General features: G+C 73.8%; 21 protein-coding genes. All 21 read right to left on the reverse strand.

Annotated features, from left to right (window positions below):
* Window positions 1-17 precede the first annotated feature (17 nt).
* The 21 genes from M8330_RS05005 to M8330_RS05105 all read right to left on the reverse strand — a co-directional run bounded on the left by M8330_RS05005 (window position 18) and on the right by M8330_RS05105 (window position 22,852).
* Entirely contained in the window at window positions 18-260 is a 243-nt protein-coding gene (locus M8330_RS05005) for an RNA-binding protein (RefSeq protein ID WP_250826441.1), read from the reverse strand.
* 5 nt (window positions 261-265) lie between these two features.
* The gene (rpsP, locus tag M8330_RS05010; RefSeq protein ID WP_250826442.1) at window positions 266-709 is read right to left on the reverse strand and encodes a 30S ribosomal protein S16; all 444 of its coding nucleotides are present in this window, start codon (window positions 707-709) and stop codon (window positions 266-268) included.
* 198 nt (window positions 710-907) lie between these two features.
* Entirely contained in the window at window positions 908-1,990 is a 1,083-nt protein-coding gene (locus M8330_RS05015; protein WP_250826443.1) for an amidohydrolase family protein, read from the reverse strand.
* Between the two features lie 49 nt (window positions 1,991-2,039).
* Window positions 2,040-2,420 (reverse strand): hypothetical protein, encoded by a 381-nt coding sequence (locus M8330_RS05020; RefSeq protein ID WP_250826444.1) that lies wholly within the window; start codon window positions 2,418-2,420, stop codon window positions 2,040-2,042.
* 133 nt (window positions 2,421-2,553) lie between these two features.
* On the reverse strand, window positions 2,554-4,119 hold the full coding sequence (gene ffh, locus M8330_RS05025; RefSeq protein ID WP_250055672.1) for a signal recognition particle protein: 1,566 nt from the start codon (window positions 4,117-4,119) through the stop codon (window positions 2,554-2,556).
* Window positions 4,120-4,202: 83 nt separating this feature from the next.
* A complete protein-coding gene (locus M8330_RS05030) occupies window positions 4,203-6,449 on the reverse strand; it encodes a [protein-PII] uridylyltransferase (RefSeq protein WP_250055671.1) in 2,247 nt (748 codons plus the stop codon).
* A 145-nt stretch (window positions 6,450-6,594) separates the two neighbouring features.
* On the reverse strand, window positions 6,595-6,933 hold the full coding sequence (locus M8330_RS05035) for a P-II family nitrogen regulator (protein WP_250055670.1): 339 nt from the start codon (window positions 6,931-6,933) through the stop codon (window positions 6,595-6,597).
* Between the two features lie 197 nt (window positions 6,934-7,130).
* On the reverse strand, window positions 7,131-7,469 hold the full coding sequence (locus M8330_RS05040) for a P-II family nitrogen regulator (RefSeq protein ID WP_250055669.1): 339 nt from the start codon (window positions 7,467-7,469) through the stop codon (window positions 7,131-7,133).
* Entirely contained in the window at window positions 7,466-8,752 is a 1,287-nt protein-coding gene (locus tag M8330_RS05045; protein WP_250055668.1) for an ammonium transporter, read from the reverse strand. Before M8330_RS05045 ends, M8330_RS05040 begins: the two co-directional genes overlap by 4 nt.
* 397 nt (window positions 8,753-9,149) lie before the next feature.
* On the reverse strand, window positions 9,150-10,319 hold the full coding sequence (gene ftsY, locus M8330_RS05050; RefSeq protein WP_250826445.1) for a signal recognition particle-docking protein FtsY: 1,170 nt from the start codon (window positions 10,317-10,319) through the stop codon (window positions 9,150-9,152).
* Window positions 10,320-10,382: 63 nt separating this feature from the next.
* Entirely contained in the window at window positions 10,383-10,721 is a 339-nt protein-coding gene (locus M8330_RS05055) for a hypothetical protein (RefSeq protein WP_250826446.1), read from the reverse strand.
* 149 nt (window positions 10,722-10,870) lie between these two features.
* Window positions 10,871-14,488 carry a chromosome segregation protein SMC gene (gene smc / locus M8330_RS05060; protein WP_250826447.1) on the reverse strand — a complete coding sequence of 1,206 codons (3,618 nt, stop codon included), beginning with the start codon at window positions 14,486-14,488 and terminating at the stop codon, window positions 10,871-10,873.
* 224 nt (window positions 14,489-14,712) lie between these two features.
* Window positions 14,713-14,907, reverse strand: coding sequence for a hypothetical protein (locus tag M8330_RS05065; RefSeq protein WP_250055662.1), 195 nt, complete (start codon window positions 14,905-14,907; stop codon window positions 14,713-14,715).
* Window positions 14,908-15,086: 179 nt separating this feature from the next.
* Window positions 15,087-15,953: a bifunctional DNA-formamidopyrimidine glycosylase/DNA-(apurinic or apyrimidinic site) lyase gene (mutM, locus tag M8330_RS05070; RefSeq protein ID WP_250826448.1), complete on the reverse strand. Its 867-nt coding sequence runs from the start codon at window positions 15,951-15,953 to the stop codon at window positions 15,087-15,089.
* A gap of 1 nt (window position 15,954) precedes the next feature.
* Window positions 15,955-16,785, reverse strand: a complete 831-nt coding sequence (gene rnc, locus M8330_RS05075; RefSeq protein WP_443689922.1) for a ribonuclease III — start codon at window positions 16,783-16,785, stop codon at window positions 15,955-15,957.
* Window positions 16,740-16,925: a 50S ribosomal protein L32 gene (rpmF, locus tag M8330_RS05080; protein WP_250055659.1), complete on the reverse strand. Its 186-nt coding sequence runs from the start codon at window positions 16,923-16,925 to the stop codon at window positions 16,740-16,742. Before rpmF ends, rnc begins: the two co-directional genes overlap by 46 nt.
* Window positions 16,926-16,968: 43 nt before the next feature.
* A complete protein-coding gene (locus M8330_RS05085) occupies window positions 16,969-17,523 on the reverse strand; it encodes a YceD family protein (RefSeq protein WP_250826546.1) in 555 nt (184 codons plus the stop codon).
* Between the two features lie 109 nt (window positions 17,524-17,632).
* On the reverse strand, window positions 17,633-18,133 hold the full coding sequence (gene coaD, locus M8330_RS05090) for a pantetheine-phosphate adenylyltransferase (RefSeq protein ID WP_250055657.1): 501 nt from the start codon (window positions 18,131-18,133) through the stop codon (window positions 17,633-17,635).
* Window positions 18,130-18,762, reverse strand: coding sequence for a 16S rRNA (guanine(966)-N(2))-methyltransferase RsmD (gene rsmD / locus M8330_RS05095; RefSeq protein ID WP_250826449.1), 633 nt, complete (start codon window positions 18,760-18,762; stop codon window positions 18,130-18,132). Before rsmD ends, coaD begins: the two co-directional genes overlap by 4 nt.
* A gap of 20 nt (window positions 18,763-18,782) precedes the next feature.
* Window positions 18,783-21,041 (reverse strand): ATP-dependent DNA helicase RecG, encoded by a 2,259-nt coding sequence (locus M8330_RS05100; protein ID WP_250826450.1) that lies wholly within the window; start codon window positions 21,039-21,041, stop codon window positions 18,783-18,785.
* Window positions 21,042-21,088: 47 nt separating this feature from the next.
* Window positions 21,089-22,852 carry a DAK2 domain-containing protein gene (locus tag M8330_RS05105; protein ID WP_250826451.1) on the reverse strand — a complete coding sequence of 588 codons (1,764 nt, stop codon included), beginning with the start codon at window positions 22,850-22,852 and terminating at the stop codon, window positions 21,089-21,091.
* Window positions 22,853-23,065 lie beyond the last annotated feature (213 nt).

The raw sequence follows: 23,065 nt of genomic DNA on the forward strand, positions 1-23,065 counted from the left end.
GCCGGTGCTGACCGAGGTCAGCGGCGGCGGTCGGTGTCGACGAAGTCGACGCGAGCGCCGTCATTGCCGGCCAGGGCGCTCATCACGGTGCGGAACGCCGTGGCGGTGCGGCCGTGGCGGCCGATCACCTTGCCCAGGTCGTCCGGGTGGACGCGGACCTCGAGGAGCGAACCGCGACGAAGCTGCTTGTCCCTGACGGACACCTCGTCGGGGTTGTCCACGATGCCGCGCACCAGGTGCTCGAGCGCCTCGGCGAGCACGACGCTCAGGCCTCGCTCTCGGTCTTGGCGGGCTCCTCGGCCTTCTCCTCGGCCTTGGCCTCGGCCTTGGGCTCGCTCTTCTTGGTGACCGCCTCGGCGTTGGAGCCGTGGGCCTCCTTGAGCGCCTCGTTGAAGAGGGCGAGCTTGTCGGGCTTCGGGGCAGCGGTCTTCAGGGTGCCCTCGGTGCCGGGCAGGCCCTTGTGCTTCTGCCAGTCACCGGTGATCTTCAGGATGGCCTCGACGGCCTCGGTCGGCTGCGCGCCGACACCCAGCCAGTACTGGGCCCGGTCGGAGACGACGTCGATGTACGACGGGTCCTCCTTGGGGTGGTACTTGCCGATCTCCTCGATCACCTTGCCGTCGCGCTTCTTGCGCGAGTCGACGATGACGATGCGGTACTGCGGCACCCGGATCTTGCCCAGGCGCTTGAGACGGATCTTGACGGCCACGGTTGTGGTGTCTCCTCAACAGGTCGTGTGGGGTGAGGGTCCGCCGCCAGGTGGGGAACCGTAGGCGAGACCTCGATGGGCTCTGCGTCGGCGGAGTGAGAGGGTTCCCCCGACGCAGGACTCAGCCGACTATGTTGCCACGAGTCTCCCCCGGTGGGTAATCGCGCCCGGCCCCGCACGGGCGGGGCCCGCCGGCGCTCAGGGACGCCGGACCACGACCTGCCCGCGCAGCACCACGCAGGCGGGCTCGGCCAGCACGGACGGGTCGGCCACGGGGTCCCGGTCCAGGACCACGAAGTCGGCCTGCGCACCCTCCTCGATGCCGGCGAAGCCCAGCCAGGCGCGCCCCTTCCAGGACGCGGCGGCGACCACCTCGGCCGCGGGCAGGCCCATGGCGATCATCGCCTCGATCTCCTCCGCGAGGTACCCGTGCCGGCCGGTGCCGCCGCCGTCCGAGCCCACGAACAGGTCGACGCCCGCCTCGTGGGCGGCCAGGAGCACCTCGCGACGCTGGGCGTACAGCTCGTCCATGGTCGCGGAGTAGGCGGGGAACCGGCCGCGGCCCTGGGCGGCGAACTCGGGGAACTTCCCGGTCTGGAGCACGGTCGGCACCAGTGCCACCCCGGCGGCGGCCATCCGGTCGAGCTGGTCGACCGAGAGGCCCGTGCCGTGCTCGAGGCAGTCGATGCCGGCGTCCACGAGGCCCTCGAGCACCTCCCGCCCGAAGCAGTGCGCGGTGACCTTCGCGCCCTCGGCGTGCGCGGCGGCGATGGCCGCGGCGAAGGTGTCGGGGGCGAAGGACGGGGCGAGGTCGCCGCTCTCCCGCGAGATCCAGTCCCCCACGAGCTTGACCCAGCCGTCGCCGGACCGGGCCTCGCGCGCCACGGTCGCCGCCAGGTCCTCCGGCTCGACCTCGTGGGCGTAGTGGCGGATGTAGCGCCGGGTCCGCGCGACGTGCCTGCCGGCGCGCAGCAGCACGGGCAGGTCCTCGCGCTCCTGCACCCACCGGGTGTCGGCGGGCGAGCCGCAGTCGCGCAGCAGCAGGACGCCGGTGTCGCGGTCGGCCAGCGCCTGCGCCTCGACCTCCGCGGGGTCCTCCACCGCTCCCCCGTCCTCCAGCCCGAGGTGGTTGTGGGCGTCCACCAGGCCGGGCAGCAGCCAGCCGTCGGCGACGTGCTCGGCGCCCGGCTGGGGCTCGAACGTCACCCGACCGTCCACGACGAAGACGTCGCGGGGCTCGCCGTCGGGCAGGACAGGTCCGGAGAACCGCAGCGCGCTCATGGCCCGACCGTAGCGGGCGTCACACCGGCGCGCAGGGGGCCGCCGGCCCTCAGGGACCCAGCCGGTCCAGCAGCCACGTCGGGCCCACCACGTCCGCGCCGACGCCGTGCAGGTTGGCGCCCAGCGCGCGGTCGGCGGTCACCGCCAGGACCCGGCGTCCCTTCCCGACCCGCTTGCGGGCCTCCGCGAGGATCGTGGAGTCGCCGTCCTTGGGGGCGTGCACGACCCGCACGTGGGCGTCCTTGCCGGGCTTGACCCCGGCCTTGGCGCCGCCCTCCAGCACGAGGACTATCTCCTCGCCCGGCACGTCGGCCACGAGCAGCGCCTCGTGCAGGCGCACCGCGGCGCCCGCGCGGTCCTTCCACCAGCCGTCGGCCTTCGCACCCACGACGTTGGCGGCGTCGATGACGACGGTCAGTCCTCCGGGCACGCTTCCTCCTGGTGCGGCTTCAGGGGTGCTGGATCTCGACTCGCCCGTCGGCCCCGCTCGCAGGCTCGCGGTGCCGGGCTCGCTCGATCCTCGGCCATCGACGCGCTGGTCGCAGGCTCCCAGCGCGACGGCCTCACTTCAGGAACTTGGAGAAGTCTTTGGGCAGGTTCAGGTCGGCCGCGGCCTGCTCGTAGTCGATGGGGGCGTCGCCACCGAAAGGGTTGCTGCCCGTCTTCGCGGGGTTGCCCGGCTTCTTCGCGCCGGCCTTGGCCGGGTTGCCGGAACCGCGCTTGGCACCCTTGCCCTTGCGGGGCTGCTGCTTGGCCTTGCCCCGCTTGCCGGGCCCGGGCATCCCCGGCATCCCGGGCATGCCCGGCATCCCCGGCATGCCGCCGCCCTTGGCCATCGACATCATCATCTTGCGGGCCTCGAAGAACCGGTCAACGAGCTGGTTGACGTCGGTGACGGTGCGACCGCACCCGGCCGCGATGCGCTTGCGGCGCGAGCCGTCGATCATCTTCGGGTTCGCGCGCTCGCCGGGCGTCATCGACTGGATGATCGCCTGCACGCGGTCGATCTCGCGCTCGTCGAAGTTCTCCAGCTGCTCGCGGAACTGCCCCATCCCGGGCAGCATCCCCATGATCTTCGACATCGAGCCGAGCTTGCGCAGCTGCTGCATCTGCTCGAGGAAGTCGTCCAGGGTGAACTCGCCGCCCTGACCGGTCAGCTTCGCCGCGGCCTTGGCGGCCTGCTCGGCGTCGAAGGCTTTCTCGGCCTGCTCGATCAGCGTGAGGACGTCACCCATGTCCAGGATGCGCGAGGCCATCCGGTCGGGGTGGAAGAGGTCGAAGTCGGTCATCTTCTCGCCGTTGGAGGCGAACATGACCGGCTTGCCGGTGAGCGAGGCGATGGAGAGCGCCGCACCACCGCGGGCGTCACCGTCGAGCTTGGTGAGCACCACCGCGTCGTAGCCGACGCCCTCGAGGAACGCCTGGGCGGTCGTGACCGCGTCCTGGCCGATCATCGCGTCGACGACGAAGAGGACCTCGTCGGGGTTCACGGCGGTGCGGATGTCGGCCGCCTGCTGCATCAGCTCGGCGTCGATGCCCAGACGGCCGGCCGTGTCGACGATGACCACGTCGTGCAGCGTCCGCTTGGCCTCCTCGATGGAGGCGCGGGCCACCGACACCGGGTCGCCGACGCCGTTGCCCGGCTCGGGGGCGAAGACCGGCACGCCGACCCGGCCACCGTTGACCTGGAGCTGGTTGACGGCGTTGGGGCGCTGGAGGTCGGCGGCCACGAGCAGCGGGGTCTTGCCCTGCTCCTTGAGCCACAGCGCCAGCTTCGCCGCGAGCGTGGTCTTGCCGGCACCCTGGAGGCCGGCCAGCATGATGACGGTCGGGCCGTTCTTGGCGTAGCGCAGGCGACGGGTCTCGCCGCCGAGGATCGCCACGAGCTCCTCGTGGACGATCTTGACGACCTGCTGGGCGGGGTTCAGCGCACCGCTGACCTCCTCGCCCCGCGCCCGCTCCTTGACCGCGGCCACGAACTCCTTGACCACGGGCAGGGCGACGTCCGCCTCCAGCAGCGCGATGCGGATCTCGCGCGCGGTGGCGTCGATGTCCGCCTCGGAGAGCCGGCCCTTCCCCCGGAGGTTCTTGAAGGTGTCGGCGAGGCGGTCGGACAGGGTGGCGAACACAGGGTCCCTCGTGGAGTCGGTGGGTGGAGCGTGGAGCGGCGAACGACCGGGCACGCACGGGTGCCCGGGCTCGGTGGCCCAGCCTACCTACCGCGTGCGCCGGAACCGGTGCCCGCGCCTCCGGCGAGGGCCGCGCGCACCGCGTGAGCAGCGTCGGCGGCCCTGACCTCGGAGAGCACGCCCGCGTGGGCCTCCTGCAGGTAGAAGACGTCGACGGCCTGCGGGCCGAGGGTGTCGACGTGGGCGCTGCGCACGTCGATGTCCATCGCGGCCAGCGTGGTGCACACCAGGTAGACCACGCCCGGCTGGTCGGCCGCACGGACCTCCAGCACCGTGGACGTGGTCGAGGCGTCGCCCCGGACCTGCACCGTGGGCGCCAGCTTCACGGGGTCGTGGATGCGCAGCCGGTCGGCCGGCGTCATCCGCCCCTCGAAGATGGCGGAGAGCTTGGAGCGCAGGAACCCGACGTCGACGGTCTCCTGGCCGACCTCCCAGCGCGAGACCCCGACGCCGTCCTGGTGCCAGACGCGGGCCGAGCGGACGGGGATGCGGTTGAGCGCGAACAGCCCGGCCAGGTCGGCGAGCAGGCCCACCCTGTCCGGGGCCAGCACCTCGACGAGGCAGCCACCCGCGGCGGCCGTGTCGACCGTGATCGTGAACCCGCCCTCCAGCACCTCGCGGGGCACGTCCACCTCGGGCGTGTCGGGGGACTCCGGCAGCCGGCCCTCCTCCAGCGCCCGCCGCACCTTCCCCGACAGGTCGAGCACGAGCCGCGCGCGCCACGAGGACCACGCCTGCGGCGACGCGGCCTTCGCGTCGGCCTCGGTCAGGGCCGTGAGCAGCTCGAGGGCCTCGGGGGTCTCGACGTGCCGCGCGACCAGCTCGACGGTGGCCGGGTCGTCGGGGTCCCGGGTGGTCGCCGTCTCCGAGAGCAGCAGGTGCCAGCGCACCAGCTGGGCGATCAGCTCCACGCAGCTCGCCGAGAAGCCCATCCGCTGGGCGACCTCGCGGGCGACCGGCTCACCGGCGACGCTGTGCTCGGTGAGCCCGCCCTTGCCGATGTCGTGCAGCAGCGCCGCGACCATGAGGACGTCGGGGCGGCCGACGTGCCGGATCAGGCCCGAGGCCTCGATGCACGTCTCGACGACGTGCCGGTCGACGGTGAAGCGGTGGATGGCGGAGGCGTGCGGCAGCAGCCGGATGCGCTCCCACTCGGGCAGGATCTTGCCCAGGGCGCCGGTCTCCTCCAGCGTCTCCCACACCGGCAGCAGGCTGGGCCCGGCGGCCAGGAGGCGGACCAGCAGCTGGCGCGCCTCCTCGGGCCACGGGTCCGGCAGCGCCGCCGCGTCCCGGGCCAGCCGTCCGGCCGTGGGCGGGGCGAGGAGGAGGTCGCGCTCGGCGGCCTCGGCCGCGGCGCGCAGGAGGAGCAGCGGGTCCTTGCGCGGGTCGGCGCCGCGGTCCAGGACGATCTCGGCGCCCGAGAGCGCGACGCCGGGCGCGACCCGCTCGAGCTGCGGGCGCCGCGGGGCGGTGGCCCGCGGGCGACGCAGGACGTCGTCCACGCGCCGCCAGGACAGCCGGGACAGGTGGGCGATGCGTCGGCCCAGGCCACGGACGTGGACCTGCGCGGAGCGCGCGTCCGGGAGGTCGAGCCCGGTGGCCAGGTCGCTCCACATCTCGGGGCTGATCCGGTCCACCCCGCGTCCGGCGGAGGCGTGGACGAGGTCGCGGACGTCGAGCAGGGCCAGGCGGCTGGCCTCGAGGTCGGCGTGCGGCACGTCGACCAGCCACGTCGCGGTGAGGGCCTTGAGGATGGTGGCGTCGCGCAGGCCGCCTGCGGACTCCTTGATGTCGGGCACCGAGCGGTGCCCGAGCTCGCCGGAGAGCTCGTGGCGCTTGCGCACCATGGCCTGGAGGTCGGGCAGGCGCTCGCGCGCGTCCCGGCGCCACTGCGCCAGCACGGCCGTGCGCAGCCGCAGGGTCAGGTTGGGGTCGCCGGCCAGGTGGCGGATGTCGAGGAGGCCGAGGGCGACCTTGAGGTCGCCGGCCGCGGCCGTGAGCATCTCGGGCAGGAGCCGCACGGAGTGGTCGAGGTTCACGCCGGAGTCCCACAGCGGGTACCAGACCTGCGAGGCGACCTCTCCGGGGTCGGTCGACTCGTCGTGGACGAGGACGACGTCCAGGTCCGAGTACGGGGCGAGCTCGCGGCGGCCGTAGCCGCCGACCGCGATCAGGGCCATGCCCTGGGTCGTGCCGCCCGCCTTCTCGTAGGCGTTCTCGGCGAGCTGGTCGGCCTCGGCGGTGCGCTGGAGACGCTCCTCGGCGGTCATCGTTCCCTTTCCCGGGGTGCGGTCGCCGGGTCACCCGGGACCCGGGTCGACCTGGTGGAAGCACACGACGCCCGCCCCGCGGACCGGCGGCGTGAGCCGGCCGACCCGCGGGCACGGGCGTCGGTGTGGTGCATGCAGCGTGAGGTCAGAGCGCCGCGTCGTCCTTGTCGCCGGTACGCACGCGCACCACCGACTCGAGCGGGCTCACCCAGACCTTGCCGTCCCCGATGCGGCCGGAGGCGGCGCTGCTGACGATGGCGTCGACCACGGGGGTCACGTCGTCGTCGTTCACAGCGATCTCGATGCGGATCTTGGGCACGAGGGCGATGTCGTACTCGGCACCGCGGTAGACCTCGGTGTGACCCTTCTGGCGGCCGTAGCCGGACACCTCGGAGACGGTCATGCCGGTGACACCGACACCCTCCAGGGCGACGCGGACGTCCTCCCACTTGTGCGGCTTGATGACCGCGGTCACGAGCTTCATGGTTTCCCCTCTCGTCCGACTGTGCGTCGGTGACCAGGAGGAGTGCTCCTCCTGGCGACGTGTGTACCGATCATGCCCGAGTCGGTGCCGACCCGGACACCTCCCGCGCGGGGCGGGGTCAGACGGCTCGGGCCCGGCCCTCGACCGAGGACCGGGCCCGAGCTCGCGTCACTGGAACGCCCGGTGGCCGGTCAGGCTCACAGGGCGGCGCCGTCGCGGTCGCCGGTGCGCACGCGCACCACCGACTCGACGGGGCTCACCCACACCTTGCCGTCGCCGATCCGACCGGTCTGACCGGTCTTCACGACGAGGTTGGCCACGTCCTCCGCGTCGCCGTCCTCGACGACGATCTCGATGCGGATCTTCGGGACCAGGGCCACGTCGTACTCAGCACCGCGGTAGACCTCGGTGTGGCCCTTCTGCCGGCCGTAGCCAGACACCTCGGAGACGGTCATCCCGGTGACGCCGAAGTTCTCCAGCGCCTCCCGGACGTCCTCCCACTTGTGCGGCTTGATGACCGCGGTCACCAGCTTCACGCCTTGCTCCCGAGCGAGGAGCCGCCGGCGATCTCGTAGGCCGACTCGCCGTGCTGGTCGAGGTCGATGCCCTCGGACTCGGCGTCCTCGGAGATCCGCCAGCCGATGGTGAACTTGATGACCAGGGCGATCACCAGGGTGGCGATGCCGGACCAGGCGATGGCGACCAGGACACCCAGGACCTGCGAGACGAGCGAGTCGATGCCGCCGCCGTAGAACAGGCCGTCCACGGCACCGCCGGCGATGCCGGTGGTGGCGGAGTCGGAGGTGACCGAGAAGAAGCCGATCAGGACGGTGCCGATGATGCCGCCGACCAGGTGGACGCCGACGACGTCGAGCGAGTCGTCGTAGCCCAGCTTGTACTTCAGGCCCACGGCCCAGGCGCAGACCGCACCCGAGATGAGACCGATGATCAGCGCGCCCCAGATGTTGACCGCACCGGCGGCCGGGGTGATCGCGACGAGACCCGCGACGATGCCGGAGGCCGCACCCAGGGTGGTGGCCTTGCCGTGCAGGACCTTCTCGACGAGCAGCCAGCCGATGATGGCGGCCATCGTGGCGAGCGTGGTGTTGGCGAAGGTCAGGCCGGTCTCGGCGAGGAACTGGAAGCTGGTGAACTCCGCGTCCTCGGTGTCGAGCAGGATCAGCGAGCCGACGTTGAAGCCGTACCAGCCGACCCACAGGAGGGCGGCACCGATCATCGTGAGGGTCAGGTTGTGCGGGCGCATCGGCTCCTTGCCGAAGCCGAGGCGCTTGCCGACGACCAGGGCGAGCACGAGGCCCGCGACACCGGCGTTGATGTGCACGGCGGTACCGCCGGCGTAGTCCTGCGCGCCGATCGTGGTGCAGATGAGGGCGCTGTCGGTGCAGCCGAAGACCATGTGGGCCAGCGGGAAGTAGGAGATCGTCGCCCACAGCGGGACGAAGACCACCCAGGCGGCGAACTTCACACGGTCGGCGATGGCGCCGCTGATCAGCGCGGTGGTGATCACCGCGAAGGTGAGCTGGAACATCATGAAGGTGTAGCCGTCGTAGCCGACGTCCTTCAGACCGAAGTTGGTCGCCGGCGAGGCGAAGAAGACACCGTCGCCGGAGAACACCATCGAGTAGCCCCAGAGGACCCAGATGATGCCCACGATGGCCATCGAGATGTAGCTCATCATCATCATGTTGAGCACGGACTTCGAGCGCGTCATGCCGCCGTAGAACAGGGCGAGCGCGGGCGTGGTCATCATGAGGACCAACAGAGTGGCCACCAGCATGAAGGCGTTGTAGCCGTCCACGAAACCTCCAGTGAGTCAGGCGTGGGGCAGCGACGTCCTGCACGACTTCGCTGTCGATCGTGGACTGCCCCGGTTCGACCGACACCCTCGTGAACCCAGATTTCGCGTATCCACGTGGCATGTTTCACGGATGTAACGAAGCCCAGGGCAGTGTTACATGTGAATGAACCCTCTCAGGGAGCAGGTTTGCCGAGGCGTGCGCCGGGGCACCGCCCCCGCAGGTCAGCGGCTACACGTGCACGCTGGCCACGGGGTCCGAGCGCGGCCCGAGAAGCCCTGTCCTGGCCCCTCCTGGGGCCGGCGCAGCGCCGCCGGCTCACTGATCGCCTGCTGAGCAGTCCCTGAGAACAGCGGACCCGCCCTCCCGGTCGGGAGGACGGGTCGCTGGTGCGGCAGGTCAGCTGAGCAGGGCGTCCACGAACGCGCCGGGCTCGAAGGGGGCCAGGTCGTCCGCGCCCTCGCCGAGGCCGACCAGCTTCACCGGCACGCCGAGCTCGCGCTGCACCGCCACGACGATGCCGCCCTTGGCCGAGCCGTCGAGCTTGGTCAGCACGATGCCCGAGACGTCCACCGCCTCGGCGAACACCCGTGCCTGGATGAGGCCGTTCTGGCCCGTGGTGGCGTCGAGGACGAGCAGCGTCTCGGTGACCGCGGCCTTCTTCTCCACGACCCGCTTGACCTTGCCGAGCTCGTCCATGAGCCCCTTCTTGTTCTGCAGGCGGCCGGCGGTGTCGACCAGCACCGTGTCGGCGCCCTGCTCGGCGCCGGCGTCGACCGCGCGGTAGGCGACGGCGGCCGGGTCCGACCCCTCCTCGCCGCGGACGACGGGGACGCCCACCCGGTCGCCCCAGGTGGTCAGCTGCTCCGCGGCCGCGGCGCGGAAGGTGTCGGCAGCGCCCAGCACGACGCTGCGCTGCTCGGCCACGAGGATGCGGGCGATCTTGCCGACGGTGGTGGTCTTGCCGGCACCGTTGACGCCGACGACGAGCACGACCCCGGGGTCCTCCCCCGCGCCGCTGACGGACAGGGAGCGGTCGACGTCCGCGCCGATCAGCGCGACCAGCTCCTCGCGGAGGACCTGGCGCGCGTCACCGCCGCCCTCGACGCGCAGGCGGGTGCGCAGCTTCTCGACCAGCTCGGTGGTGGCAGCGACGCCCACGTCCGCGGTGAGCAGGGTGTCCTCGATGGACTCCCAGGTGTCCTCGTCGATCCGGTCGCGCGAGAGAAGCGCGAGCAGGCCCTTGCCCAGCGCGTTCTGCGAGCCGGCCAGCCGCTGCCGCAGGCGGACCAGGCGCGAGGACGCCGGCTCCGGGACGTCCAGGGCCGGGGCGGCCGGCTCCTCGACGGTCTCGACGGGGGCCTGCGTCGGCGCCTCGTCGGGGACGACCTCGGCGTCGGGCTCGACGGGCGCCTGCGCGGGCGGGACGGTCGTGGCCGGGGCGTCGCCCTCGACCGGAGGACCGGGTCGGGACCCTCGTCGGCTCGAGACGACGAGGCCGACGACGAGGCCCACCAGCAGGCAGGCCACCACCGCGATGCCGATGATCAGCGACAGCATGGAATCCATGCGGTCATCCTGTCACCCCCGTGCCGGGGGTCCGCCACCCGGCAAGCGGTGGCGGGGACGGGCTCAGCCCTGGGTGCTCTCCGCGTGCTCACGCTCGCGCTCGGCGCGCTGCTGCTCGTTACGCTCCGCACGGTGCTCGTCACGCTGGGCGCGGTGCTCCTCGCGCAGCCGCGCCCGCTCGTCGGCGGCGTCGTCCTCGTGGTGGCGGCGCTGCTGGGCCGCGGCGTCGGTGTCCGGGTCGCCGTCACGCAGGACCGGCAGGCGGAAGGCGGCGCGGATGAGCGGCGCGCTCAGCCACGAGGCGCCCTCCACGTCACGCCCCTGGTGCGGGTAGGCGACGTAGAAGAGGATGCCGCCGGCGAGGACGACGACCACGACCATGGCGACGATGATGCTGACCACGAGAGCTGCTGCGACCTTCCTGAGGGGACGGGCACCAGCGCGCCCGGGAGACAGGCCAAGCCTGCCACGGTCCGGGCCAGGACCCCAGCGCCCGCGAGGGTGGTGGACGGCCTGCGGGACAGGTCTTGCAGGGCCCCCGGGGACGGGGCTCAGGCAGTGGCCTCGTCGCGCAGCCGCTGGCTGATGACGGTGGAGACGCCGTCGCCGCGCATGGTGACGCCGTAGAGCGCGTCACCGACCTCCATCGTCCGCTTCTGGTGGGTGATCACGAGCAGCTGGGAGGACTCGCACAGCTCCTCGTAGATCTGCAGCAGACGCCCCAGGTTGGTGTCGTCCAGGGCCGCCTCGACCTCGTCGAGGATGTAGAAGGGCGAGGGTCGGGCCTTGAACAGTGCGACGAGGAACGCGACGGCCACCAGGGAGCGCTCGCCGCCCGAGAGGAGGGAGAGCCGCTTGACCTTCTTGCCCGGCGGCCGCGCCTCGACCTCGATGCCGGTGGTGAGCATGTTCGCGGGGTCGGTGAGCACCAGCCGGCCCTCTCCTCCGGGGAAGAGCCTGGCGAACGTCGCGTCGAACGCCTTCTCCACGTCGGCGTAGGCCTCGGTGAAGACCTGCTCCACCCGGGCGTCGACATCCGCGACGATGTCGAGGAGGTCCTTGCGGGTCTTGCGCAGGTCCTCCAGCTGCTCCACCAGGAACCGGTGGCGCTCCTCGAGCGCCGCGAACTCCTCCAGCGCCAGGGGGTTGACCTTGCCGAGCTGGGCCAGCGCCCGCTCGGCCGAGCGCAGCCGCTTCTTCTGCTCCTCGCGGTCGTAGGCGACCGTCTCGGGCTCCTGCTCGGGGGAGTCCTCGCCGTCCTCCTCCACCGTGTCCACCGTGCCCGCCGTGGTCGCCGTGCCGGACGCGGGAGCCTGCCCGAAGACCGGGACAGGCTGGTCGGGCCCGTACTCCACGACCAGGTTGTCGGGCTCGATGCCCAGCTCCTCGACGGCGCGGTTCTCCAGCTGCTCGATGTGCATCCGCTGCTGCGTGCGGGCCAGCTCGTCGCGGTGGGCGCCGGCGACCAGGTCCGTCTGCTGGGCGGTGAGGTCCCGCAGGCGAGCGCGTACCTCCCGCAGCTGCTGCTCCCGGCCGGCACGGGCCTGCTCGACCTCGGTGCGGGCGCTGGCCGCGGCGGACACCGAGACCTCGAGCCGGGCCAGGACCCACGCGGTGGCGACCGAGACCGCCTCCGCCGCACGAGCCTCCCGGCGCAGCCGCTCGGCACGCTCGGCGGCCCGGGCTCGCGCGTCCCGCTCCTTGGCCGCGGCCCGGCGCAGGCCGTCGGCGCGCCCGTGGACCGCACGGGCCCGCTCCTCGGCGGTGCGCAGCGCCAGGCGCGCGTCGACCTCACGCTGCCGTGCCTCGCGCGCGGACTCGGCCAGGCGCTCGGACTCGGCGGTGTCGGGCTCCTCCTCGGGCACCTCCTCGGCCGCGGCCAGACGCTGCTCGAGGTCGGCGAGGCCGGAGCCCGCCTGCTCGCGAGCCGTCTCGGCGCGTGTCACCGCCTGGGCGAGCCGCTCGGCCTCGCCCTGCGCGGCCCGGATGGCCGAGCCGTGCTGACCGAGCTGCTCGGCCACGGCGGCGAGCCGGGCGTCGGACTCGTGCAACTGGTCGAGGGCGACGTCGACGCGCTGCTGGGCGTCGTGGCGTCGCGCCTCGAGGCGACTGGTCTCGAACGCGGCCCGCTCGCCGGTGGCGGTGGCCTCGGCGAGCGCGGCGGTCGCCTCGTCCACCGCGGCGGCGATCTCCAGCAGGCTGGGCCCCTCCCCCGCGCCGCCGCTGGCCAGGTGCCCTGCGAGCAGCGCGCCGTCGCGCGTGACGGCCACGAGGTCCGCGTGGCGCTCCAGCACCGCACGCGCGGCGGCCAGGTCGGGCACCAGCACGGTGCCGCCCAGCAGTCGCTGCACGGCGGGGCGCAGGTCGTCGCGGCAGGTGACGACGGAGCCCGCCGGCACCACGTCCTCCCCCTGCCCGGGGAGGTCGGCGGCGGTGGTGCTGCCGCCCGGGGCATCGGCGAGGAGCAGGGTGGCTCGACCGTGCGCGCCCTCGGTCAGGTGCGCGAGGGCGGCCAGGGCCGCGTCGGTGCCCGCGACGGCCACCGCGTCCGCGGCTCGACCCAGGGCGGTGGCCACGGCGGCCTCCCAGCCCGGCTCCACCTCCAGCAGGTCCACCACGGTGCCGAGGACGCCGGCGGGGCCGCCGTCCGCGACGAGGGCACCGGCGCCGTCCTTGCGGGCCAGGCTCAGCTCGAGCGCGTCCTTGCGAGCGGTCAGCGTGTGCCGGTCCCGGTCGGCCGCACGCGCCCGCTCGGCGACGACGGCGAGCTGCTCGACGACCTCGTCCAGGGCGGCGACGGCCTCCTCGTGCTCGGCGTCGAGGCCCTCCTCGCCGGCGTCGAGACCCGCCACCTGGGACTCCAGGGCGTGGAAGTCGCGCTGCGCGGCCTCGGCGCGGCGCAGCGCCTCCGCCCGCGAGGCGGCCAGCCGCTCGACCTCCTCCTCCGCGCTCTGCGCCCGCGAGCGCAGGGTGTTGACCTGGCCGGTCAGCCGGGCCAGGCCCTCGCGCCGGTCGGCGGCCGCCCGCACCAGGGCGGCGACGCGGCGGTCCTCGGCGGTGGCCGCCTCCTCCGCGGCCCGACGCGCGGTCAGGGTCTCCTCCAGGCCGACCCGCAGCCGGTCGACCTCGGCGGCGGCCTCGCGCTCACGCTCCTGCGCGGCGTCGGCCTCCGCCTCGAGCTCCTCGGGGTCGCGACCGCGGGCGGGGTCCTCGTCGCCCGCACCGGCGGCGTGACGCAGCCGCTCGCGGGCCAGGGACTCGGTGCCGCGCAGCCGCTCGCGCAGGCCGGAGAGGTCGAACCAGGTCTGCTGGGCGGCCGAGAGCGCGGGCAGGTCCTCGCGCAGCGCCGCCTCCACGGCGGCCTCCTGCTCGCGGCCGCCGGCCAGGTCGGCCTCGACCTGCGCGCGTCGCTCGGCGAGGACGGACTCGTCGGCCAGCTCCTTCTCCAGCAGCGCCCGGGCGCGGCCGAGGTCGTCGGCCAGCAGGCGGGCACGGGCGTCGCGCACCTCGGCCTGCACGGTGGCGGCGCGGCGGGCTGCCTCCGCCTGCCGGCCGAGGGGCTTGAGCTGGCGGCGGATCTCGGAGATGAGGTCGCCCAGACGGTTGAGGTTGCCCTCGCACGCGTCGAGCTTGCGCAGCGCCTTCTCCTTGCGCTTGCGGTGCTTCAGGACGCCCGCGGCCTCCTCCACGAAGCCGCGCCGGTCCTCCGGGGTGGCATGGAGGATCGTGTCGAGCTGCCCCTGCCCGACGATCACGTGCATCTCGCGGCCGATGCCGGAGTCGCTGAGCAGCTCCTGGACGTCGAGGAGGCGGCAGCCGGTGCCGTTGATGGCGTACTCCGACCCGCCCGAGCGGAACATCGTCCGGCTGATCGTCACCTCGGCGTAGTCGATCGGCAGGGCGCCGTCGGAGTTGTCGATGGTGAGGACGACCTCGGCGCGACCCAGGGGCGGGCGGCCGGAGGTTCCGGCGAAGATGACGTCCTCCATCTTGCCGCCGCGCAGGGACTTCGCACCCTGCTCGCCCATGACCCAGGCGAGGGCGTCGACGACGTTCGACTTGCCCGAGCCGTTCGGCCCCACGATGCACGTGATGCCCGGCTCCAGCTGGAGGGTGGTGGCCGACGCGAACGACTTGAAGCCCTTGAGGGTCAGGCTCTTCAGGTACAAGCCGGGGTCTCCTGAGCGGTCGGCGAGGCGTCGGACGGGCGTCCTGCGGGGCCATCATGCCCCGTGACGCCTCCGGCGAGCCCGCACCCGGGCAGCGTGCCGCCGCTGGGACGCTCGGGCGCCGTCCGTGTGCCGCTGCTCGCGGGCCCACCGGGTCGTCCGGGTGCGGGGTGCGAGCGCCGTCGCGGCCGCCGCGGCGAGCGCCGGGCGGCCGGGTCAGCCCGTCAGGCGGGCTGCATCTCCTGCATGGCGGCCTCGAGCTGCTCGGCGTGCGCAGCGACGAGGCGGTCGTTCTCGAGGGAGAGGCGGGTGACGAGAGCCTCCAGCTCGGCCACGCGGTTGCGCAGGCGAGCGTTGTCGGACGCCAGACGGGCGTCGCGCAGGTCGCTGTTCATGTAGCCGATCAGCGCCTTGGCCATGGGCTTGACCTTCCGGGAGGAGTGGTGTGACCCGGGACCGGGCCATCGTCAAGAATCCCACCAGGTCGCAGGAGGGTCAAACCAGGGACGCATGCCCACCGGGGTAGTCGCCGAACCGCCACGGACGCGGCACCTCCCCAGCCCCTCCCGGACGCCTGCGGTTCACCTCGCGCCGCAGGTCAGCGGGGCTGCCGACGCCGACGTGGCGCCGGCTGGCAGGTGGGGCAGAAGTAGGACGAGCGGTTCATGAACGCCACCCGCCGTACCGGGGTGCCGCACCGCAGGCACGGCTCGCCCTCGCGGCCGTAGGCGTGCAGCGAGCGGTCGAAGTAGCCGGACTCGCCGTTGACGTTGACGTAGAGGGCGTCGAAGGACGTGCCGCCCTGGGCGAGGGCGTCCCGCATGACGTCCCTGGCGTGCCCGAGCAGCTCGCTCACCTGGGCCCGGGTGAGCCGGTCCCCCGGACGCTCACCGTGCAGGCGGGCGCGCCACAGGGCCTCGTCCGCGTAGATGTTGCCGACGCCCGAGACGAGGTTCTGGTCCAGCAGCTGCCGCTTGATGGCCACCGACCTACGCCGGACGCGCGCGACGAAGGCGACGTCGTCGAACGCGGTGTCGAGGGGGTCACGGGCGATGTGCGCGATCTCGGGCGGCAGGTCGGCGCCACCGGCCGAGACCAGCAGGCCGCCGAACATCCGCTGGTCGACGAAGCGCAGCTCGCGGCCGTGCTCGAGGCCGGAGAGCGCGAGCCGGACCCGCAGGTGCCGCTCGGCGGGCGCCTCGGGCGGCTGGACCAGCAGCTGACCGCTCATGCCGAGGTGGGCCAGCAGCGCGTCGCCGTCGTCCAGCGCGAGCCACAGGTACTTGCCGCGACGGCGGGCCGAGACGAGACGACGCCCCGCCAGGGCGGCCGCGAACCCCTCGGGGCCACGCGGATCACGCCGGACGGGGCGTTCGTGCAGGACGTCGACGCGCTCGACGCGACCGCCGAGCACGTGTCGCTCGAGGCCGGCGCGGACGACCTCGACCTCGGGGAGCTCGGGCACGTCAGCCGGCGGTGCCGGCCGTGGGGGTGCCGGCCGTGGGGGTGCCGGCCGTGGGGGTGCCGGCGGTCGCCGAGGTCCCCAGGTCCGCCTCGATCTCCTCGTAGGCGGTCTGGGCGGCGGCCTGCTCGGCCTCCTTCTTGGAGCGGCCCTGGCCGTTGCCGTAGAGTTGCTCCCCCACCCGCACCTGGGCGCGGAACGTCTTGGCGTGGTCGGGGCCGGAGTCCTCGATGACGTACTCCGGGACGCCGAGCTCGTGCTCGGCCGCGAGCTCCTGGAGGGACGTCTTCCAGTCCAGGCCGGCGCCGAGCGCCGAGGCCTCCTCCAGCAGCGGGTCGAAGAGGCGGTGCACGACGATCGCGGAGGTCTCGAGACCTCCGGTCAGGTGCACCGCCCCGATGACCGCCTCCACGGTGTCGGAGAGGATCGACGCCTTCTCGCGACCACCCGTGGTCTCCTCACCACGCCCCAGCTTGATGTGCGGGCCGAGCCCGATCGTGCGCGCCACGCCCGCGAGGGCGCGGGCGTTGACGACCGCGGCCCGCAGCTTGGCCAGCCGCCCCTCCGACAGGTCGGGGTGCGTCCGGTACAGCGTCTCGGTCACGACGACGCCCAGCACCGAGTCGCCCAGGAACTCCAGGCGCTCGTTGGTGGGCAGACCGCCGTGCTCGTAGGCGTAGCTGCGGTGGGTGAGGGCACGCTCGAGCAGCTGGGGGTCCAGGTCGGGGTCCCCCAGCGCCGCCCGCAGCGCGGTGTGGTCGAGCTCCTCGCTCAGGACAGGACCTGAGCTCAGAGGACCTGGCGGCGAGCGCCGCGAGCGCCGTACTGGCCGCACTCGCCGCACGCGCGGTGCGGGAGGTGCTTGGCACCGCAGGCGGGGTTCGCGCAGGTCACCAGGGTCGGGGCCACGGCCTTCCAGGCCGAGCGACGGTGCCGGGTGTTGCTGCGCGACATCTTCCGCTTCGGGACTGCCACTGTTGTCTCCTCGTCATCGCCGGGGCGGGGTCTCCCGCTCCGGTCAGCTCTTGTCGTCCAGGTCCTGCTTGAGGCCGGCCAGCCCCGCCCAACGCGGGTCGATCGGGTCCTCGTGCCCGTGGTCGGGCTCGTCGTTCAGCCGCACCCCGCACTCCGGGCAGAGGCCTTCGCAGTCCTCCGAGCACAGGGGCTGGAACGGTAGTGCCAGCACCACCGCGTCCCGCAGCTGGGGCTCGAGGTCGACCAGGTCGCCGTCGAGCCGGCTGACGTCGTCGTCCTCGTCGTGAGGCGTCTGGTGCTCGTCGTAGACGTACAGCTCCTGGAACGTCACGTCGACCTCGTCGTCGATCGGCTCCAGGCACCGCACGCACTCGCCGTCGAGCGAGGCGTGAGCCTCACCCGTGACCAGCACCCCCTCCATGACCGCCTCGAGGCGCAGGTCCAGCTGGACCGGCGACCCCTCGGGGACACGCAGGACTTCGATGCCCAGATCTGTCGGGGCCGGTACCGTTCGCGACACCTGACGTTGGGACCCCGGGCGGCGGCCGAGCTCGTGGGTATCGAGCACGAGCGGCGCTCTCGGGTCCAGGCTGGTCAGGGGATCACTTCCGGTTCCGGGCACGACACATCGTCGAGAATCGTAACGGTGGGCTGGTGTGCCACCAAACTGCTGACGCAGGGGCGACCGGCACCAGCACCGAGCGGGCTCACGACCCGCCCCCCGCGCTCCGCTCGGCCAGCCGCGCGACGAGGGCCTCGTGCACGAAGGCAGGCAGGAACGCCGAGGTGTCGCCGCCGAACGCAGCGACCTCCTTCACCAGCGAGGAGGACACGAAGGCGTGCTCGGGGCTCGTCGGCAGGAACAGCGTCGTGACGCCGGTCAGCCGGGTGTTCATGTGGGCCATCGGCAGCTCGTACTCGTAGTCCTGCGCGGTGCGCAGGCCCTTGACGATGGCCTGGGCGCCGATCTCGGCGCAGAAACCGGTGACCAGGCCCTCGAAGCCGGCCACGCGCACGCTGGGCAGGTCGGCGCAGGCGCGGCGCAGCAGGTCCATCCGCTCCTCGGCGGAGAACAGGCGTCGCTTGGAGGCGTTGACCCCCACGGCCACGACGACCTCGTCGAACAGCGCGGCGGCGCGCGCGATCACGTCGAGGTGGCCGAGCGTCACGGGGTCGAAGGACCCCGGCACCACCACGGTGTGCGTCACGGACGCTCCTCCTCCTGCTGCACGTCGCCGTCCTGCTCCTGGTCCTGCTCCTGGTCCTGCGCCCCGCCCGGCCAGTCGGCCGTCCAGAGCGCGGTCTCACCGTAGTTGCGCGGCTTGCGGGCCGTGAAGCCCGCGGGCCAGCGCGGCTCGGGGCTCCGGGCCGAGCGCTCCACCACGACCAGCGCGTCGACCGCCAGCCAGCCCGGCGCGCCCAGCGCCACCAGGTCGGCCGCCACGGCGTCGTCCGCGAGGGGGTAGGGCGGGTCGGAGAGCACCAGGTCGTAGGGCTCGGACGGCGGCGGCCCGGCGAGGAAGGAGCGCACCGTGCCGGCCACGACCCGCACGGGCCCCAGGCCCAGGTCGGTGGCGTTGCGGCTGATCAGGCCGGCCGTGCGCTTGTCGTGCTCGACCAGCGTGGCCGCGCTCGCCCCGCGGGAGAGCGACTCCAGCCCGAGGGCGCCGGTGCCGGCGTAGAGGTCCAGGACCCGCAGCCAGTCGAAGGAGCCGGCCCACGACTGCACCGTGGAGAACAGCGCCTCGCGGACCCGGTCGCTGGTGGGGCGCGTCGCGCTGCCGCGCGGGGTGGCCAGCGAGCGACCGCCCGCCGAGCCGGCGATGATCCGGGTCATGACGCCCGATCGTAGGGTCGTCAGGACCGGTCGACGAAGGCGGCCGCGGCCGTGCGCTCCAGCTCGGTGACCATGCCCGCCAGCAGCGGCGCCTGCCGCAGGTCCGCGTCGGCGTCGAGCAGGGCCGTCGCGGCCTCCCGGGCCGCCACGATGGTCTCCTCGTCGCGCAGGACCCGCAGCGTCTGCAGGCTGGAGCGCAAGCCGGACTGGCTGGCGCCCAGGACGTCGCCCTCCCGGCGCAGCTCGAGGTCGATCCGGGAGAGCTCGAAGCCGTCGGAGGTGCCGGCCACGGCGTCGAGCCGCTCGCGGGCGGGTGACCCCGCCTCGGCGTGGGTGACCAGGAGGCACAGGCCGGGCAGGCCGCCACGCCCGACGCGACCGCGCAGCTGGTGCAGCTGGGAGATGCCGAACCGGTCGGCGTCGAGCAGGACCATGGTGGTGGCGTTGGCGACGTCCACGCCGACCTCGATCACGGTGGTGGAGACCAGCACGTCGACGTCGCCGGCGGCGAAGGAGCGCATGGTGCGGTCCTTCTCGTCGGCCGCCATCCGGCCGTGCAGCGGCTGGACCCGCAGCCCGGCCAGCGGCCCGGACGAGAGCTCGGCCACCACGTCCTCGACGGCGGAGAGCGGCCGCGGGGCGTCCTCTCCCCCGCCGGCCGCCCCCTCGGTGGGGTCGCCCCAGTCGTCACGGGAGTCGGAGGCGTCGAGGGCGTCGGCGGGCTCCTCCTCGTCGCCGCTGATGCGGGGGCACACGACGTAGACCTGGTGCCCCTTGCCGACCTCCTCTCGGGCGCGGGCCCAGATCCGGTCGGCCCAGTGCGGGGCGTCGGCGAGCGGCACCACGGTCGACTGGATCGGCGCGCGGCCCGCGGGCAGCTCGTCCAGGACGGAGGTCTCCAGGTCGCCGAAGACGGTCATGGCCACGGTCCGCGGGATGGGCGTCGCCGTCATCACCAGGACGTGGGGCGGCACCCCGCGGGACTTGTCGGTGAGCGCCGCGCGCTGCTCGACGCCGAAGCGGTGCTGCTCGTCGACGACGACCAGGCCGAGGTCGGCCAGCTGCACCGTGTCCTGGAGCAGCGCGTGCGTGCCCACGACGATGCCGGCCTCGCCCGACGCCAGCCGCAGGAGCGGCTCGGTGCGCTCCCGCTTGGTCATCGAGCCGGTCAGCAGCTCCACGCGGGTCGCCTCGTCGGCGCCGCCGAGCATGCCGCCGGCAGCAAGGTCGCCGAGCATGGCGGTCAGCGAGCGGTGGTGCTGCTGGGCGAGCACCTCGGTGGGGGCCAGCAGGGCGGCCTGGCCGCCGGAGTCGACCACCCGCAGCATCGCCCGCAGCGCCACGAGGGTCTTGCCGGAGCCCACCTCTCCCTGGAGCAGCCGGTTCATCGGTCGGTCGCGCGCCAGGTCGTCGAAGATCTCCTCGCCGACGCGCTCCTGGCCCGCGGTGAGCGTGAACGGCAGCCGGGCGTCGAACGCCGCGAGCAGGCCCCCGCCGCCGGTCCGGGGGCGGGCTCCCTCGGCGGCCGCGGCGCGCCGCCGGCGTCCGAGCACGAGCTGGCTCACGAGCGCCTCGTCGAAGGCGAGCCGCTTGCGGGCCCGGGTGACCTGGCCGAAGTCGTCGGGCGCGTGCAGCCACGCGAGCGCCTGGCGCAGGCCGATCAGCCCGTGCTCCTCGCGCACGTCCTCGGGGATCGGGTCGGGCAGCTCCTCCAGCACCGAGAGCGCGAACGCGACGGCCCGCTGGAGGTCCCACGACTCCACGCCCTTGGTGAGCGGGTAGATCGGGTAGAGGTCGCCGAGGTTCTCCAGGGCCAGCTGGGCCGTGTCCTCCCCCGGCGTGCCCATCAGCACCATCTGCGGGTTGGTGAGCTGCCACTGGCCGTTGAAGCGGCTCGCCTTGCCCTGGAAGATGCCGCGGCGACCGGGCTGGAGGCGGTGCTGGTGGTACTGGGAGACCCGCGCGTTCTTGGCGAAGAAGGTCATCCGCAGGTCCGGGCCGCCCGTCGCCAGGGTGACCTCGACCCGGTAGGCCGGACGGCCGGTGCGGCGGTCGGTGTAGGTGCGCTCCCTGCTCTGCGAGACCTTGCCGACCACCACCAGCATCTCGCCCTCGACGAGCGACTCGACCTCGGTGAGCTCGGCGGTCTTCACGTACCGCCGCGGGTGGTGGTTGAGCAGGTCCCCGACGGTCTCGATGTGCAGGCCCTCGACGATGCGCTTGCGCTTGGCGCCCGCCTCGCCCAGGACGGCCTCGACCTTCGAGTCCAGGGTGATCACGGGCTCTCCTCGGGCAGGCGTGCGGGGGTGCGCGGCAGCAGGATCGCTCACTCCACCGACAGCAGCAGCGGGTAGCGCTCCTGGCCACCGTCGTACACCAGCACCTCGACGAGCGGGTGGTGCCGCTCCGCCCAGGCGGCGATCCGCTCGGCGGCGCCGCCGCTGACCTCGTCCGCGCCGGCGACGACCGTGAGGAGCTCCCCACCCTGGGCCAGCAGTCGGCCGGCGACGTCCACGGCCACCTCGTGCAGGTCGGCGCCCACGACCGCGAAGTCGCCGGCGACGACGCCGAGCACGTCGCCCGGCTCGCACGGGCCGGCCATCGTCATCGCCGGTCGGGCGGCCACGGTGACCGCTCCGTCGCGGACCTGCCGGGCGGTGGCCGTCATCTCCCGGACGTCGGCGGAGAAGCCGCGGCCCGGGTCGTGCACGGCCAGCGCGGCGAGGCCCTGCACCTGCGCGCGGGTGGGCACGACGGCGACCCGGACGCCGGTGGCCTCCTGCGCCGTCGAGGCGGCGACCTGGGCGCTGCGCACGACGTCCTCGCCGTTGGTGAGGACGACGACCTGCTCGGTGCCGGCGTGCCGGATGGCCTCCAGCAGCTGGCCGGTGGACGGCAGCCGACCAGGGTCGCCCTCGACGACCACGGCCCCGGCGCCGGCGAAGAGCTCGGAGAGGCCCGGGCCGGCGGAGACGGCCACGATGCTGCGGCCCGGCGCGAGCCGCGGTGCGGGGCTCGGGTGCCCGGCCTCGTCCGCCGCGGAGGGGCGGCCCGTCCCGCCCGCGTCGCCGCGCTCCTCGGTCCCGTCGTGGTCGTCGCGCTCGTGGCGGGCGTGGTGACGGTGCACGTCGTCGGCGAGGTGGGTGATGCGGATGTGGTGGGGGCGGCCGAGCTCGACGCCGGCCTCGACGGCGGCACCGGCGTCGTCCACGTGCACGTGGACGTTCCACAGCCGCCCCTCCCCCACGACCACGAGGGAGTCGCCGAGCGCGTCGAGGCGCTCGCGCAGGGTGGCCACGGCGGCCTCGTCGGCCTCGAGCAGGTACATGACCTCGTAGGCGGGGGCCTCGCAGCCCGGCTCGGCGCCCGGAGCGGAACCACCGGCGGCCGGTCGTCCGACCTGTGCCGAGGGCTCGGGCCGGACGCGGCACACCACCGGCTCGGGGCGGCGTCCGGTGAGCAGGGTCGTGGCCGCGTCGAGGACCGCGACGAGGCCCCGTCCGCCGGCGTCGACCACGCCCGCCGCGGCCAGCGTGGCCAGCTGCGAGGGGGTGCGGGCCAGTGCCTCGCGGGCCGCGGCAGCGGCGGCCACCAGCACGTCGCGCACCCGGGCCGCCGGGTCGTCGGCGACCGCCTCGGCGGCCTCGGCGGCCGCGCGGGCCACGGAGAGGATCGTGCCCTCCACCGGCGTCCCGACCGCCTGCCAGGCCGCCGCGGCGGCCTCGGCGATCCCGTCGGCCAGGACGACGGCGTGCCGCCGTGCCGGGTCGGCGGCCGCGACCCGGGCGGCCAGCGCGCGCAGCATCTCGGAGAAGATGACGCCGGAGTTGCCGCGCGCACCCAGCAGCGCCCCGCGGCCCAGGGCAGCCAGGGCGTCGACCGGCCCCGCCCCGTCCACCCCGACGGTCTCGAGCAGGGAGTCCCGCCCGGAGCACAGCGTCAGGTACATGTTCGTGCCGGTGTCGCCGTCGGGCACGGGGTAGACGTTGAGGTCGTCGACCTCCTCGCGCACCGCCGCCAGCGCGTCGGTGGCCGCGTCCACGAACCGCTGCACGACGACGAGGTCGATGCTGGTCCCGGCGGTGGTCACGCGGCGAAGACTAGGGCATCCTGAGGGCGCACCCGAGACGGTGCTCCGGGCTCCACGGTCGTGGATTCGTCCGGCGCGGCCCGCCTCGGCTACTCTCTTGTGGTTGCCCCGGCCGGTTCGGTGCGCCCACGACGGGCCCACCACGCCAGGCAGGGCCCCGACATCGTTCGGCCCGCACGGGCCGGAAACTGTACGTAATCCCGATCCCGATCC

This window comes from Nocardioides bruguierae (assembly GCF_023656415.1).
Taxonomy (GTDB): Bacteria; Actinomycetota; Actinomycetes; order Propionibacteriales; family Nocardioidaceae; genus Nocardioides; species Nocardioides bruguierae.

Coding starts and splice junctions, on each gene's coding strand:
- ftsY (WP_250826445.1), bottom strand. CDS start 10,319: ATGGATTCCATGCTGTCGCTGATCATCGGCATCGCGGTGGTGGCCTGC.
- rsmD (WP_250826449.1), bottom strand. CDS start 18,762: ATGACCCGGATCATCGCCGGCTCGGCGGGCGGTCGCTCGCTGGCCACC.
- M8330_RS05015 (WP_250826443.1), bottom strand. CDS start 1,990: ATGAGCGCGCTGCGGTTCTCCGGACCTGTCCTGCCCGACGGCGAGCCC.
- M8330_RS05065 (WP_250055662.1), bottom strand. CDS start 14,907: ATGGCCAAGGCGCTGATCGGCTACATGAACAGCGACCTGCGCGACGCC.
- M8330_RS05030 (WP_250055671.1), bottom strand. CDS start 6,449: ATGACCGCCGAGGAGCGTCTCCAGCGCACCGCCGAGGCCGACCAGCTC.
- M8330_RS05035 (WP_250055670.1), bottom strand. CDS start 6,933: ATGAAGCTCGTGACCGCGGTCATCAAGCCGCACAAGTGGGAGGACGTC.